The following is a 14,106-nucleotide window of genomic DNA, read 5'->3' on the forward strand; positions in this document are numbered from 1 at the left end:
GTCAAGGAATATGGATCGTCGCTAGCGCGACCATGATGGCGAAGCCCGCCCCGCCAGCCACGGCGAGCTGCCAGGCTCGCGCATAGAGGCGGGTGCGCAGGGTCACCAGCTCGCCGATTCGTTCGAGGGCCGCGTCACCGAACGTCGGCTCGTTGCCGTCCTTGTGATCGAGGCGGCCGCCGAAGAAATTCCATTCGACGTTGATCACCGGAAAGGCGAAGCCACAGCTCAGCACGCTGGCCAGCAGGCTGAGATGGCCGATCACCACGCCCACCATCTTCACGATCGCGTTCGCCTGGGCGAACGGTTCGGTGGCGCTCACGATCACCAGGTAGGCGAGCGCGGCCACGACGATCGAATTGAAACGCAGCAGAACCGAGGTCTTCGAATCGAGCGTCGACAGCAGACGGTCGAGGCGATCCCAGGCCTTGATGCGCGCCTTCTCCTCGGGCGTCCCCTTGTCGCCTTCGAGGCGGGCGATGGCGAGAGCGTGCCGGTCGACCTTCATCCGCGCAGGGCCTCGATGTTGGCGGCGTAGCGCGCCGGCCCGCCGCTGAACACCGCCGTGCCCGCCACCAGGGCGTCCGCGCCGGCCTCGATGCAGCGCCGCGCCGTCTCCGGATTGACGCCGCCATCGACCTCGAGATCGATCGGCTTGCCGAGCGCATCGATCATCCGGCGCAGGGCTGCGATCTTGGCAAGCTGGCTTGCGATGAACGCTTGGCCGCCGAAGCCTGGATTGACGCTCATCACCAGCACCAGGTCGAGATCGGCCAGCACCGGCTCGACCGCGGCGATCGGCGTGGCCGGATTGAGGACCAGCCCGGCGCGCTTGCCCAGGCTCCTGATCAGCTGGATGGTGCGATGGACGTGCGGTCCCGCCTCGGGATGGAAGGAGATGGTGTCGGCACCGGCCTCGGCATAAGCGGGCACGAACGGATCGACCGGCGTGATCATGAGATGGACGTCGAACGGCCGGTTGCTGTGCGGGCGCAACGCCTTCACCACCATCGGGCCGATCGTGAGGTTGGGCACGAAATGGCCATCCATGACATCGACATGGATCCAGTCCGCGCCCGCTGCCGTCACGGCCTCGATCTCTCGGCCCAGGGCGGCGAAATCGGCCGACAGGATGGACGGGGCGATGCGGACCGGCTGTCGTGCCATGGCGCGTCCTCGACGGTTGCTCAGGTCCGGTTCTCAGGTCCCCGGGCGGGTCGGCGCCTGCCAGCCGCGGCGCCGGAACGGATGGGCGGGGAAGGTGCCGAGCGGCTTGAACTCCTCGGAGAAGAAGGCGAGCTCCTCGAGCGCGAGCTGCAGGGCGCGCTGCTCGGGATGGCCTTCGACCTCGGCATAGAACTGCGCCTGCTCGAAATGCGCGCCGGACAGGTAGCTCTCCAGCTTGACGATGTTGACGCCGTTGGTCGCGAAGCCGCCCAGCGCCTTGTAGAGCGCGGCCGGCACGCTCTTCACCCGGAACAGGAAGGCGGACATGCACTGGACGGTCCGCCAGTCGGGCGTCGCCTCGTCGCGCGAGAACACCAGCATGCGCGTGGTGTTGTGGTCGGCGTCCTCGATGTTGCGCGCCAGCACCTTGAGCTCGTAGATGCGGGCGGCGAGCGAGGAGGCGATGGCGCCGATCTGCGGATCGCCGTCCTCGGCAATCTCGCGTGCCGCGCCCGCCGTATCGGCATGGACCAGCGGCTGGAGGCGGTGCTTCTTCAGGAAGTTGCGGCACTGTGCCAGCGCCTGGACGTGGCTTTTCACGGTCTTGATCGTCTTCAGCGTGGCGCCGGGCAGGGCGACCAGGCAATGCTCGACGCGCTGAAAGTGTTCGGCGACGATCTTGAGCTTCGTATGGGGCAGCAGGCTGTGCAGGTCGGCGACCCGGCCGGCGATCGAGTTCTCGACCGGGATCATGGCGAGCTCTGCCTTGCCCGCCTGGACCGCGCCCATCGCCGCCTCGAAGGTTGGGCACGGCAGCGTCGCCATGTAGGGATAGGCCGCCCGGCAGGCCATGTCGGAATTGGCCCCGGCTTCGCCCTGGAAGGCGATCGTGTTTGCCGCATCGCCGCGCCGCCCACCGGCGTTGCCTCGCCTCTTCGCCATCGTCCCCGCCTTCGCCGACCCGTGATCGAAACCCTGACGGGCGGCTGTTTCGCCCGCCAAACATCCCCCGTCAACCATCGGTCATTGAGGTCAGCAACGACAGGTCGTTGAGGCCCGCAATGACTGGCCGCCGAACCAGCAGCAGCTGATGGTCGGACGAAAAGCCAACCAGCCGAGAGGCGAAAAACCTCGCAAAATCCGGGGCTTGCGACGTTCCGCCGCGCGAGCCAGCCGACATGATCGGATACTACTGGCGACGCAGCGGGCGTGCTACAGCAGCGTCCGGACATTTTGGCGCTCGGGATCGGATATGGCCAGTTTCAACACGGTTGCAGGCTGCGTACTTGCCTCGGCCCTCTTTGCAATGGTGGTGGGCAAGGTCTCCAACGCCGTCGTGCATCCCCACAAGCTGGACAAGCCGGCGATCGCCGTCAGCGAGGAGGCGCCGGCAGCCACGACGGCGGCAGCGCCCGCGGCGGACCTGCCGCCGATCGGGCCGGAACTCGCCAAGGCGAATGTCGAGGCCGGCAAGGTGATCTTCCAGAAGCAATGCTTCACCTGCCATACCGCCGACAAGGGCGGCGCTAACAAGGTCGGCCCCAACCTGTGGGGCATCGTCGGACGCAAGAAGGCGAGCCATGAGGGCTTCAGCTACTCGTCGGCGCTGCAGGCCAAGGGCGGCGAGTGGACCTACGAAGACATCAACCACATGATCTTCAAGCCGACCGCCTACGTAAAGGGCACCAAGATGGCCTTCGCCGGCCTGCCCAAGGTGCAGGAGCGCGCTGACGTGATCGCCTACCTGCGTACGATGGCCGATACGCCGGCACCGCTGCCGTAGGAAATCACCTTTGGCCGGGCCGGTTCCTGCCGAGCTGGTCGTTCTCGCCAATCGACTTGCCGACGCGGCGCGGCCGATCGTAGCGCGCTATTTCCGCAGCGGCGTCATCGTCGACGACAAGACCGATGCGAGCCCTGTCACGATCGCCGATCGAGAAGCGGAGACGGCGATGCGCGCGTTGCTCGACGCGCATGTCCCGACGCACGGCGTGTTCGGTGAGGAGCACGGTGCGGTGCGCACCGACTCCGACTACGTCTGGGTGCTCGATCCGATCGACGGCACCAAGGCGTTCATCACCGGCCTGCCGATCTTCGGCACGCTGATCGCGCTGCTCCATCGCGGCGTGCCGGTGCTGGGCATCATCGATCAACCGATCCTCGGCGAGCGCTGGCTCGGCGTGACGGGCGAGCAATCGACCTTCAACGGACGGCCGATCCGGGTGCGCGCCTGCGCAGCGCTCGACCAGGCATACATGTACTCGACGGCGCCGATCATGTTTCCTGGCGCCTTCGAGAAGCGCCACGAGGCGCTGACGCAGCGCGTCAAGCTGTTCCGCTGGGGTGGCGACTGCTATGCCTACGGCCTGCTGGCCTCAGGACATGTCGACCTGGTGGTCGAGAATTCACTGAAGCTCTACGATTTCGCCGCCCTGGTGCCGGTGATCCTGGGCGCCGGCGGTCTGATCACCGACTGGCGCAGCAAGGCACTCGACGTCAATTCCGACGGCTCGGTGATTGCCGCCGGCGACCCCGCGATCCATCGCGCCGCCATCGAGATCCTGACCGGCGACCCGGCACCTGCGGCGCCCGAGGCACGACGCGGCGTCGGCTGAGGCCTGGGGGAACCCTTTACCAGAGTCGGCTGACATCCCGAGAATCGCCCCTAGGGGCGATTCTCGGTCGTCCTGAGCGTAGCGATGGACCTCATCGCCGTTTGCAATGGGATCTTCGCTCCGCTCACGAAGACGAGAAGGCGAGCGGGTCTCAACGCAATCACGGCCGAGAAGAGAGGGCATCCGTCACACCGATGGGCGCGCTTCCTGGCAGGCCGCTCCCTACACGCATCGATCGCAAATTATCAGTTCCGAACAATTGTACTGGCATCAGTATTGTTGTTACTGTACAAGGGCCGGATCGGAGGAAGACAAGTGCTCAACGCTGTGCGCCTGCCGTTCGTCACCCTTGCCACGATTCTGTTCGCCAATGTCTCGCTCGCGCAGGAGTCAGCGCTCATGCGGGATATCTCTGCCTTGCCATGGCAGAAAGCGCCTGCCACCTGCAATATCGGTACGGTGGCCAGAATCTCGCTTACGGGCAATCTACGCTGCCTGGACTCGGCCAGTTCAAGCAAGTTCGTTGAGCTGAACGGTAATCCGCCCAGACAGAACACCTATGTCCTGGCGCCTTGGCCACTCGCCTGGTTCTCAGTCTTTGTCTTCGACCCGTCTGGCTACGTGCGCGACGACGAAAAGCTGGAGGCCGACAGCCTGCTGAGCGTCCTGAAGCAGCAGAATGAAAAGGGAGCCGAGGAGCGCCGCCGGCTCAACTTGCCGGTGATGCGATTGACAGGTTGGGCAATCGAGCCTCACTACGATCTTCAAACCAAGCGCCTGGAATGGGGCACACGCTTCGTCGTTGATGCGACCGGCGAAGAGACGGTCAACTACACCATCAGAATTCTTGGCCGATCCGGCGTGATGAGCGCCGTACTGGTAGCAGATCCTGCAAACTTGAAGACCGATATTCAGGCCCTACGCGCTGCTTTGACGGGCTTCGATTTCGTGACCGGGGAGCGCTACAGCGAGTATCGCCAAGGCGACAAGACGGCCGAGTACGGCCTCGCAGCCCTCATTGTTGGCGGCGCCGCGGCCGCCGCCGCAAAGTCTGGTGCGCTCAAGGGGTTCGGGAAGCTCATCTTGTTCGGTGGTATCGGACTGCTTGCTGTCGCCGGCGCCTTCTTCCGGCGGCTGTTTGGAAGGCAGAAGAGTCAATAAGCTGCGCCAATGGCGCTTCCGCTCTCCACCGAGCACCTCATCTGGCTCGTATGCGGCGTATTCTATCTTGCTGACCACCTTGTCTACTGTCGTCCGCACGAGCTGGTTCTCGTCAGGCGACGCAAGGCGAAGTGGTCGCCTCAACTGCCGATGTACCGATTCCTGATCCGGAAGCGGGCATATGCTTTTCTGAATCCGCTGGCGCCTTGGCAAACCGTGCTGCGAGCGAACTGGCTCAACGCCCCGCTTTCGCACCGTCGGCTGGGGATGGCGCGCCGCCAGATGCAGCTGCTCGCTGTACGCTTTTTGCTGGTCCGGATGGCGGGCACCCTGTCTTTTGCCTGTTTGTTCGTAAGCGGTGTTCTGACCGCATCTTCATAGACGGCTTGTGATTGTTCATCGTCGGCTCCGAGGCAACGAGCGGAGTGGAAAAATGTCGGACACAGAGCTTGCGTCGAAGTCGGAGCCGGAGGCCCGGTTGGAGTTGGTCCAGGGCGGCAGACGTCGCCGGTCGTGGAGCGCTGCGGAGAAGGCGCGGATCGTCGGGGAGACCATGTCTGGCGAGGCGTCTGTAAGCGCGGTAGCGCAGCGTCACGGGTTGACGGCGCAGCAGCTGTACGGGTGGCGTCGGCGGTCGGGAATCGAGCGGCCAGCAGGGCACGAGGAGCTGGGCTTCGCGGCGGTGCTGGTGGCACGGTCGGCGATCGAGATCGAGCTTAGCGGGATGACGATCCGTGTGGCGCCCGGCATCGACGGGGCGACGCTGCGGGAGGTGCTGCAAGCGGCGAAGGCGGTGTCGTGATCGTCCCGTCGGGAGCGGTGCGGGTGCTGGTGGCGACGCAGCCGATCGATTTTCGCAAGGGCATGGATGGCCTGGCGGCGCTGGTTCGCGATCGCCTCTCGAGCGATCCGTTCAGCGGGGTGATCCATGTGTTCCGCAGCAAGCGGGCCGATCGGCTGAAGCTGCTGCTATGGGACGGCAGCGGCGTGGTGCTGCTGAGTAAGCGGCTCGAGCAGGGCTCGTTCCGCTGGCCGTCGATCGGTGACGGGGTGATGCGGCTCTCGGCGTCGCAGTTGTCGGCATTGCTCGAGGGTCTCGATTGGACTCGGGTGAGACCGGTGCGCGTGCGCACGCCGAGCGCGGTGTCGTGACCTGCCTGTGCGAAGCCGAAGTGGCGTCGCTTCGGTGGAGGCAGGGCAGCGACAAGTTGACTCACCTTGTGTTCGCCGAGCGACAACAACCCCAAGATGTGGTGTACTCGGGCCGTGAACGAGCCACTTCCCCCCGACATCGAGGAGCTGCAGGCGGAGCGGCAACGACTCGCGGCAATGGTCGAGGCACGCGACCAGGAGATCGAGCGGCTGACGGCGATCATCAAGGCGCTGCAGCGGCATCGCTTCGGGCAGCGCTCCGAGCAGCTCGATCCCGACCAGCTGCAGCTGGCGCTGGAGGAGGTCGAGCAGGCCGCGTCGGCCGCCGAGGCGGTCCAGGACAAGAGCCAGCCTGCGGCGTCGCCGAGGTCGGGGCAGCGCCGCAAGATCAACCGCGGCAGCCTGCCCGAGCACCTGCCGCGCGAGGAGGTGGTGGTCGACGTCGCCGACAAGCAGTGCGCCTGCTGTGGCGGGTTGAAGGTCTGCATCGGCGAGGACGTATCGCAACGGCTGGACCGGGTGCCCGCGCAGTTCAAGGTGATCGTGACGCGTCGGCCCAAGTACGCCTGCCGGAGCTGCCAGGGCGAGGTCGCCCAGGCGCCGGCGCCGGAGCGGCTGATCGAGAACGGCCTGCCGACCGAGACGCTGGTGGCGCAGGTGCTGGTCGCCAAGTACGCCGACCACCTGCCGCTTTATCGCCAGGCGCAGATGTGGGCCCGCCAGGGCGTGCTGATAGACCGCTCGACCCTGGCGGATTGGGTTGGACGCAGCGCCTTCGTGCTGACGGCGGTGTACGACCGGCTGCTCGAGAAGCTTCGCAGCTCGACCAAGCTGTTCGCCGACGAGACGACGGTGCCGGTGCTCGACCCCGGGCGCGGTCGCACCAAGACGGGCCAACTGTGGACCTATGCGCGCGACGATCGACCGTGGTGCGGCAGCGATCCGCCGGCGGTCGTCTACGTCTATGCGCCGGATCGCAAGCATGCACGCCCGGGCCAGCATCTCGCCGGGTTCAGGGGCACGCTGCAGGTCGATGGCTACGGCGCCTATCGCGAGCTGGCATCGGCCGGTACGGTGGAGCTCGCTTTCTGCTGGGCGCACGTGCGACGGCATTTCTACGACCTGCAGGCCTCCGACACGCCCGCGCCGATCGCCAGCGAGGCGCTCGCCCGTATCGCCCCGCTCTATGCCGTCGAGACCGCGTGCCGCGGGCAGTCGGCCGAGCAGCGCCGCCGCATGCGCCAACTGCGCAGCAAGCCGATCCTCGAGGCGCTCAAGCCCTGGCTCGAGCGCCAGCTCGGCCTGGTGTCGGGCAAGTCCAAGCTGGCCGAGGCGATCCGCTACGCGCTGTCGCGCTGGCAAGGCCTCTGCCGCTTCCTCGACGATGGCCGCATCGAGCTCGACAACAACGTCGTCGAGCGCACCATCCGGCCGATCACTCTCGGAAGAAAGAACCACCTGTTCGCCGGGTCCGATGGCGGCGGCCAGCACTGGGCCGTAATCGCCTCGCTCGTTGCAACCTGCAAGCTCATCGACGTCGATCCCTACGCATACTTGTCCGACGTGCTCACCAGGATCGTCGCAAGACATCCCATGAGCCGCATCGACGACCTCTTGCCCTTCGCCTACGTCAAGCCGAAACCGCTCGATCGCGCCGCGGCCTGACAACATCGCTTACGTTTGTTCCTGCTTGGCCCGGCAATTACCGAGGCAAGGGGCATTGGCACGGCCATCGTGTATGTGGGATCGGTGCTTGTCGTGCTCTGGCTCGTGACTTGCGCAGAGGTAATCATTGGCCGCCGGGCATTGAAGACAGGTGGGCCAAAGCTCGCCTGGTTCCTGATCGAGGGCGCGATTTGTCCAGGGCTCATGGCCAATGTCTGGCGCAGGCTGCTCCTGATGAGATGTCACCGAATGGATGCTGTAGAGTTCTTCGCCCCAACACTGAGTGCTGTTGAATCCGGTGATGTACTTCTTCGACTGGAGGCATACCTTGCGGATCTTGAGGAACGAGAAGCGATCTCGACCACTGACGCGCGCGTGTTTGCCACATACCGGGTCATGCTTGGGCGTTCGGAAGCGGATCCGACGCACAACGACTAGAGATGCGCTATGGTAGCGAAGCCTTCGCCAACCCTAGGCTGCGGGCCGACGACGCCCGAGGAGCAGGCGCGCCTAATCATGGCCAGCGGAGTGCTGGTCGAGTAGAGCGATGGCAAAGATCAACTTGTCGACGTCGTATCGAATACAAGCGCTCATGACATCGAACGTGGAAACCATCAAAGGAGGCTGCGGAACTCCTCGACGCTGAACCCGGCCTGGCGAATGATTGAGCGCAAGGTACCGCGCTTGAGTTCGCGATTGCCGTGGACGGGAACCGAGACAGTCCGACGCGAATCTTTCGGATGGACCATTACGTGGTGACTGCCCACGACCCTATCGACGAGAAAGCCGGCTCTCTCCAATGCTCGAACGATGTCTCTGCCGCTGGCAATCGGCAGCCTGCCGTCGCTCATGCCGCCACGGTGATGCGGCGAATCTCGGGTCGTGCGTCGGCGGGAATGGCAATGCCGTGATCGCGGCGATAGGCGAGTATGGCCCGAATGGCCTCCTCGGCATTTGTCAGCGCCTCTTCTTCGGAATCGCCTTCCGTCACCACCTCTGGTAACGCCGGCACAAGCACCGTGAAGCCGCCCTCTTCCTGAGGCTCGAGGACAACCGAGAAGACGTAGCTTTCGGCCACTGTGTCTCTCCTTCACGCTATCTCACCTACGATCGTTTGCCACAGTTGGGCCCCCAAGTCATTGGGAAGCGTCGACAGGCGTAGCAGCCCTGCGACCCAAATAGGACGTCTTTCCTGGTTGCTTCGGGACCCATCGCCAACCTCCAAGTTCGAGCGTCGGGTAAAACAGAGGACTAGCGCGCCAGCCAGCTCGCGCGATCGATGTCGAACCACACCACGTCCTTGAAGCCCTTGTATTCGACCCGCCGTCGGTAGGTGAGGCCGATGCGCTTCATCACCGCCTGCGAGGCTAGATTGTCGGGCAGCGTGATGGCGAAGATCAGGTCGAGTTCCAGGGTCTCGAACCCATAGGCGAGCGCGGCGCGCGCCACCTCCGTGGCGTAGCCCTTTCCCCAGGCGTCGGGATGGAGCGCCCACAGCACCTCGGTCCGCTCGAACTCGGGCACGTAGTTGAGGCCCGCGTGGCCGATCAGCCGGCCGTCGCGGAAGACGCCCCACGGGGCGTGATGCCGGTCACGCCAGGCGGCGGCGAAGCGCTCGATGGTCGCCCGAGCCGGGTCGGTGGGATCACCCGACGCGGGGGGCAGCCATCGGGCGACCTCCGGATGGTATCGCATGGCGGCGTAGGAATCGGCGTCGGCCGGCACCAGCGGCCGCAGCGTCAGGCGCTCGGTCTGCAGCAAGGTCATCTTTACCAAACTTTACATGCCCGAGAGGATTGCGAAACCGGCCTCCTCCATATCGGAGCCACGGGGAAATGCTTCGAACACCCCAAGGAGGAGTAGATGGCAAAGCTCGACATGAAGACGATGATTGCGGCGCTGCTCGCGGGCAGCCTCGCCGTGGGCGCCGGCGGCACCGCCTTCGCCCGCGGCGGCGACACCGCCGGCTACGATCCGGCGAAGTTCCAGCAGCACCTCGAGAAGCGCGTCGACAAGGCCCTGTCGGGCACCGATGCGACGGCCGAGCAGAAGGCCAAGGTGCGCGAGATCGTGCAGGCCGCCTTCAAGGACATGAAGGCGTTCCGCGACCAGCGGGTCGAGAATCGCAAGGCGATGGAAGCCGCGATGCAGGCGCCGACCATCGACCCGGCGAAGATCGAGCAGATCCGCACCGCCCAGATGAAGATCGCCGATGACACGTCGAAGCGCTTCACCAAGGCGATGGTCGACGCCGGCAACGTGCTCAGCGCCTCGCAGCGCCAGGCCTTCTTCAAGAGCTGGGACGAGCGCTTCGGCAAGCGCGGATGACATCAGGGCAGCCTCGGCCCGATACTGCGATCATGGCCGAGCGCATCCTGATGATCGATGACGACAGCCGCCTCGCCGGGATGGTCTCCGACTATCTCGGCGGGGCGGGCTTTCGCGTCACCGTCGCCGGCACCGCCCAGTCGGGCGAGGCGCTGCTGAAGCGCGAGGCCTTCGATGCCGTGATCCTCGATCTCATGCTGCCCGATGCCGACGGCCTCGATCTCTGCCGCCGGCTGCGCGGCGCGACCGACGTGCCGATCCTGATGCTGACGGCGCGCGGCGAGCCGATGGACCGCGTCGTCGGCCTCGAGGTCGGCGCCGACGACTATCTCGCCAAGCCGTTCGAGCCGCGCGAATTGCAGGCCCGCCTGCGCGCCATCCTGCGCCGCAAGGGCACCGTGGTGAAGTCCGACACGCTGCGCTTCGGCCGCCTCGAGATCGACAAGGGCGCCCGGTTGGTGCGCGTCGACGGCGAGGAGCGCACCATCACCTCCTACCAGTTCGCCCTCCTGCTGGCGCTGGCCGAACGCGCCGGCCGCGTGCTGTCGCGCGATGCCCTGATGGACCTTCTGAAGGGCGAGAAGCTCGAGGCCTTCGACCGCTCCGTCGACGTCCACGTCTCGCGCATCCGCGCGGCGATCGAGGATGACGCCAAGAAGCCGCGCCGCATCCTCACGGTGCGCGGCGCCGGCTACGTCTTCGCCCGGGACCAGGACCGGTGAGGAGTTCCACCACTCTTCTTTCTCCTCCCCAGCTTCGCTGGGGAGGTCTCTCGGTAGTCCGAGACGGAGGGGTCATGAGCAGCGGGACTGGGGCCTATGACCCCTCCGTCGGCGACTACGCCGACACCTCCCCAGCGAAGCTGGGGAGGAATCCGATGGCCGCGTAGCTGCCCCAATGCAGCGCCTCTACCTGCAGTTCTACATGACCATCCTGGTGGTGCTGGCGGTGTTCGTCGGCGCCGCGGCGGTGCTGTGGTGGGTTGCCGAGGACGATGCGCGCACGCCGCAGTATCTCGACGTCGCCGCCGAGTTGACCGGCGCGCTGCTGCCCGACGCGGATGCGCCACTCGCCGAGCAGCGGACGGCGCTCGAAGCGTTGCAGCGCAAGCTGCGCTTCGATCTCGCCCTCTACCGCAAGAATGGCGACATGATCGCCATGGCCGGCCGGCCGCCGCCGCGCTTCGACGCCGCGCGCGCCCGCACCGGCTGGCGGCGCGGGCCGGGCGGCCCGAACTTCACCCTGCACCTGCCGGATGGCCGCTGGCTGGTCGCGCGCCAGGTCCGCGAGCGCCCCAACCCGACCTTCTGGATCACCGCGTTCCTCGCCCTGGTCGCGCTCGCCGTCGCCGTCGGCGCCTACCCGATCGTGCGCGGCCTCGGCCGGCGCCTCGAGCGGCTGAAGGACGGCGTCGACCGCTTCGGCAGCGATCTCGGCGCGCGGGTCAAGGTCGAGGGCCGCGACGAGGTGGCGGCGCTGGCGGCGAGCTTCAACCGCTCGGCGCAGCGCATCGAGGAGCTGGTGGCGGCGCACCGCCTGCTGCTCGCCAACTGCAGCCACGAGCTGCGCACGCCGCTCGCCCGCATCGCCGTCGCCGCCTCGCTGCTGGGTGACGGCGCCGACCCGAAGACCCGCCGATCCCTCAAGCAGGACATCGACGAGCTCGATCAGCTGATCGAGCAGATCCTACTGGCCAGCCGGTTGGAGGCCCTGCCCGTCCTGGAGCAGCGTGAGCCGGTCGACCTCCTGGCCCTCGCGGCCGAGGAGGCCGCCCGGTACGACCTCGAGGCGGCCGGCACGCCGATCACGGTGTCCGGCGAGCGCCTGCTGCTGCGCCGGCTGATCCGCAACCTCATCGAGAATGCGCGACGGCACGGCGGGGACGGACCGATCGACATATCGGTGGAACGCGAGGGTGACCATGCCGTCCTCCAGGTCGCCGACCGTGGGCCGGGCGTGCCCGAAGCCGAGAGGCAGCGCATCTTCGAGCCGTTCTATCGTACCGCCGGCAGCCGGGAGAACGGCCGCGGCAGCGGGCTCGGTCTGGCGCTGGTTCTCGACATCGCCCGCCGGCATGGCGGCGACGTCGTTTGCTTGGCGGCAGACGGCGGCGGCAGCCGCTTCCGCGTCGACCTGCCGGCCGCCTAAGATGCCGGTGAACGCTCGTTCACCGGAGGAAGCAGCCCATGGATTTCGACATTCCCGCCGACATCGCGGCCTACCTGCGCGAGCTCGACGAATTCATCGAGCGCGAGATCCGACCGCTCGAGCGCGAGAACGACAACATCCGGTTTTTCGACCATCGCCGCGAGCACGCCCGCACCGACTGGGACAACGACGGCCAGCCGCGCCACGAATGGGAGGCCTTGCTGGCCGAGATGCGTCGCCGCGCCGACAAGGCGGGCCATCTGCGCTTCGCCCTGCCCAAGGAGCTGGGCGGCAAGGAAGGCTCCAACCTCGCCATGGCGATCATCCGCGAGCATCTCGCCCACAAGGGTCTCGGCCTGCACAACGACCTGCAGAACGAGAGCTCGATCGTCGGCAACTTTCCGGTGGCGCTGCTGCTGCATCGCTTCGGCACGAAGGAGCAGAAGGAGCGCTATCTCGAAGGCATGCTCACCGGCAGGGAGCGCATCGCCTTCGGCCTGACGGAACCCGACCACGGTTCCGACGCCACCTTCATGGAAACAACCGCCGTCAGGCAGGGCGGCGACTGGGTGATCAACGGCATGAAGCGGTTCAACACCGGCATGCACACGGCGACCGTCGATCTGGTGTTCGCCCGCACCTCGGGCAAGCCCGGCGACGCACGCGGCATCTCGGCCTTCCTGACGCCGGTCACGTCGACCGGCTTCAAGGTCGAGCACATGTGGTGGACCTTCAACATGCCGTCCGACCACGCCGAGGTGTCGCTCACCAACGTCAAGGTGCCGGCCTCGTCGATGCTGGGCGAGGAGGGCCGCGGCCTCGACGTGGCGCAGACCTTCGTGCACGAGAATCGCATCCGCCAGGCCGCGTCCAGCCTCGGGGCGGCGCAGTACTGCATCGACCTGTCGGTGGCCTACGCCAAGAACCGCAAGGTGTTCGGCAAGGCGCTGGCCAGCAACCAGGCGATCCAGTTCCCGCTCGCCGAGTTGCACACCGAGGCCGAGATGACGCGCGGGCTGGTGCGCAAGACGGCCTGGCATCTCGACCGCCAGCACCACATGCAGGTCAGCGAATGGGTGGCGATGTCGAACTACCGCGCCAACCGCCTGGTCTGCGACGCCGCCGACCGCGCCATCCAGGTCCATGGCGGCATCGGCTACTCCCGCCATACGCCGTTCGAGCACATCTACCGCCACCACCGGCGCTACCGCATCACCGAGGGCTCCGAGGAAATCCAGATCCGCCGCGTCGCCGGCGCGCTATTCGGCTTCTGGGGCGCGCAGAAGGCATCGACAGCGCCGCGCGAGGGGTGATCATATTGGCGCGGGCTTCGCGAAGCCTGTGTGCGCTTCGACGCGGCTGGAGATCGCGAAGGGCGAATTATCTTGTTGACGAGGCGGCTGCCCGTGGTCCGACAAGTGCGGCGGCACCAAGATCTCACACGAGCTCAATGCCCAGTTGCCTTCATGCGCTGCAATCTTCCCGTGAGCGTCGCCTTCCTCGGCCTGACCATCGGCCTCGAGCGGCTCGGGGTCAGGCGGGTCATGGTCGACATGTACCTGATCCCGATCGCCGGCGTCGGCCTGTCGGCGCCTTTTTCGGCGATCCGCTGACACCCGCCCGCATGCCAGGTGGCCTGGTGGTGCGGCTGGGCGTCATTCTGACGCGTCTCGCGCTCGACCGGGCAGCGCAGCTTCCTGTATGAACGATGCTGGCCCACTCAGGATTTTGGGCGAAAGGACGTGCAGGAATGGCCCGCCCGGCCAGGAAAAAGGCAGCTCCCCAGGCCACGACCGAGATCCTCGTCACCCCCGGACAGGGCGGGCGGCGGGCGTTCGTCGCGCGGGCGACCAAGGAGACGCGCATCGCC

19 protein-coding genes are annotated in these 14,106 nt (G+C 66.4%); 13 read left to right on the forward strand and 6 right to left on the reverse strand.

Annotated features, from left to right (window positions below; all coding sequences use genetic code 11):
* Nucleotide 1: 1 nt before the first annotated feature.
* The 3 genes from ACILR9_RS03455 to ACILR9_RS03465 are packed head-to-tail and all read right to left on the reverse strand — an operon-like array spanning nucleotide 2 to nucleotide 2,109.
* Nucleotides 2-508, reverse strand: a complete 507-nt coding sequence (locus ACILR9_RS03455; protein WP_395708484.1) for a hypothetical protein — start codon at nucleotides 506-508, stop codon at nucleotides 2-4.
* Complete coding sequence (gene rpe / locus ACILR9_RS03460; RefSeq protein WP_395708485.1) at nucleotides 505-1,167, reverse strand: ribulose-phosphate 3-epimerase; 663 nt, start codon at nucleotides 1,165-1,167, stop codon at nucleotides 505-507. The genes ACILR9_RS03455 and rpe overlap by 4 nt, the downstream gene beginning before the upstream one ends.
* A gap of 33 nt (nucleotides 1,168-1,200) precedes the next feature.
* Nucleotides 1,201-2,109, reverse strand: a complete 909-nt coding sequence (locus ACILR9_RS03465; RefSeq protein WP_395708486.1) for a prephenate dehydratase — start codon at nucleotides 2,107-2,109, stop codon at nucleotides 1,201-1,203.
* A 310-nt stretch (nucleotides 2,110-2,419) separates the two neighbouring features.
* Between ACILR9_RS03465 and ACILR9_RS03470 the strand changes: the two genes are divergently transcribed.
* The 8 genes from ACILR9_RS03470 to ACILR9_RS03505 all read left to right on the forward strand — a co-directional run bounded on the left by ACILR9_RS03470 (nucleotide 2,420) and on the right by ACILR9_RS03505 (nucleotide 8,198).
* The gene (locus ACILR9_RS03470; protein WP_395708487.1) at nucleotides 2,420-2,950 is read left to right on the forward strand and encodes a c-type cytochrome; all 531 of its coding nucleotides are present in this window, start codon (nucleotides 2,420-2,422) and stop codon (nucleotides 2,948-2,950) included.
* Between the two features lie 10 nt (nucleotides 2,951-2,960).
* Nucleotides 2,961-3,782: a histidinol-phosphatase gene (gene hisN, locus ACILR9_RS03475; protein WP_395708488.1), complete on the forward strand. Its 822-nt coding sequence runs from the start codon at nucleotides 2,961-2,963 to the stop codon at nucleotides 3,780-3,782.
* A 315-nt stretch (nucleotides 3,783-4,097) separates the two neighbouring features.
* Nucleotides 4,098-4,943: a DUF2167 domain-containing protein gene (locus ACILR9_RS03480; protein ID WP_395708489.1), complete on the forward strand. Its 846-nt coding sequence runs from the start codon at nucleotides 4,098-4,100 to the stop codon at nucleotides 4,941-4,943.
* Nucleotides 4,944-4,952: 9 nt separating this feature from the next.
* Nucleotides 4,953-5,324 carry a hypothetical protein gene (locus tag ACILR9_RS03485; protein ID WP_395708490.1) on the forward strand — a complete coding sequence of 124 codons (372 nt, stop codon included), beginning with the start codon at nucleotides 4,953-4,955 and terminating at the stop codon, nucleotides 5,322-5,324.
* Between the two features lie 52 nt (nucleotides 5,325-5,376).
* On the forward strand, nucleotides 5,377-5,745 hold the full coding sequence (locus tag ACILR9_RS03490) for a transposase (protein WP_395708491.1): 369 nt from the start codon (nucleotides 5,377-5,379) through the stop codon (nucleotides 5,743-5,745).
* Nucleotides 5,742-6,095 (forward strand): IS66 family insertion sequence element accessory protein TnpB, encoded by a 354-nt coding sequence (gene tnpB / locus ACILR9_RS03495; protein WP_395708492.1) that lies wholly within the window; start codon nucleotides 5,742-5,744, stop codon nucleotides 6,093-6,095. The genes ACILR9_RS03490 and tnpB overlap by 4 nt, the downstream gene beginning before the upstream one ends.
* A gap of 177 nt (nucleotides 6,096-6,272) precedes the next feature.
* Complete coding sequence (gene tnpC / locus ACILR9_RS03500) at nucleotides 6,273-7,760, forward strand: IS66 family transposase (RefSeq protein ID WP_395708515.1); 1,488 nt, start codon at nucleotides 6,273-6,275, stop codon at nucleotides 7,758-7,760.
* A gap of 15 nt (nucleotides 7,761-7,775) precedes the next feature.
* Nucleotides 7,776-8,198, forward strand: a complete 423-nt coding sequence (locus tag ACILR9_RS03505; protein ID WP_395708493.1) for a hypothetical protein — start codon at nucleotides 7,776-7,778, stop codon at nucleotides 8,196-8,198.
* A gap of 176 nt (nucleotides 8,199-8,374) precedes the next feature.
* Here ACILR9_RS03505 and ACILR9_RS03510 read toward each other — a convergent pair whose 3' ends face one another.
* The 3 genes from ACILR9_RS03510 to ACILR9_RS03520 form a co-directional block, all read right to left on the reverse strand.
* Nucleotides 8,375-8,611 (reverse strand): type II toxin-antitoxin system HicA family toxin, encoded by a 237-nt coding sequence (locus ACILR9_RS03510; RefSeq protein WP_395708494.1) that lies wholly within the window; start codon nucleotides 8,609-8,611, stop codon nucleotides 8,375-8,377.
* Nucleotides 8,608-8,838, reverse strand: a complete 231-nt coding sequence (locus ACILR9_RS03515; protein WP_395708495.1) for a type II toxin-antitoxin system HicB family antitoxin — start codon at nucleotides 8,836-8,838, stop codon at nucleotides 8,608-8,610. Before ACILR9_RS03515 ends, ACILR9_RS03510 begins: the two co-directional genes overlap by 4 nt.
* A gap of 173 nt (nucleotides 8,839-9,011) precedes the next feature.
* Entirely contained in the window at nucleotides 9,012-9,527 is a 516-nt protein-coding gene (locus ACILR9_RS03520; RefSeq protein WP_395708496.1) for a GNAT family N-acetyltransferase, read from the reverse strand.
* 96 nt (nucleotides 9,528-9,623) lie between these two features.
* Here ACILR9_RS03520 and ACILR9_RS03525 point away from each other — a divergent pair, with 96 nt between their 5' ends.
* From ACILR9_RS03525 to ACILR9_RS03545, 5 genes are all read left to right on the forward strand, one after another.
* Nucleotides 9,624-10,088 (forward strand): Spy/CpxP family protein refolding chaperone, encoded by a 465-nt coding sequence (locus tag ACILR9_RS03525; RefSeq protein ID WP_395708497.1) that lies wholly within the window; start codon nucleotides 9,624-9,626, stop codon nucleotides 10,086-10,088.
* A gap of 32 nt (nucleotides 10,089-10,120) precedes the next feature.
* Nucleotides 10,121-10,810 (forward strand): response regulator, encoded by a 690-nt coding sequence (locus ACILR9_RS03530; protein WP_395708498.1) that lies wholly within the window; start codon nucleotides 10,121-10,123, stop codon nucleotides 10,808-10,810.
* Between the two features lie 175 nt (nucleotides 10,811-10,985).
* The gene (locus tag ACILR9_RS03535) at nucleotides 10,986-12,236 is read left to right on the forward strand and encodes a sensor histidine kinase (protein WP_395708499.1); all 1,251 of its coding nucleotides are present in this window, start codon (nucleotides 10,986-10,988) and stop codon (nucleotides 12,234-12,236) included.
* A 38-nt stretch (nucleotides 12,237-12,274) separates the two neighbouring features.
* Nucleotides 12,275-13,549, forward strand: a complete 1,275-nt coding sequence (locus ACILR9_RS03540) for an acyl-CoA dehydrogenase family protein (protein WP_395708500.1) — start codon at nucleotides 12,275-12,277, stop codon at nucleotides 13,547-13,549.
* A gap of 171 nt (nucleotides 13,550-13,720) precedes the next feature.
* The gene (locus ACILR9_RS03545) at nucleotides 13,721-13,849 is read left to right on the forward strand and encodes a hypothetical protein (protein WP_395708501.1); all 129 of its coding nucleotides are present in this window, start codon (nucleotides 13,721-13,723) and stop codon (nucleotides 13,847-13,849) included.
* The last annotated feature ends 257 nt before the right edge of the window (nucleotides 13,850-14,106 follow it).

This window comes from Reyranella sp. (assembly GCF_044224635.1).
Lineage (GTDB): Bacteria > Pseudomonadota > Alphaproteobacteria > Reyranellales > Reyranellaceae > Reyranella.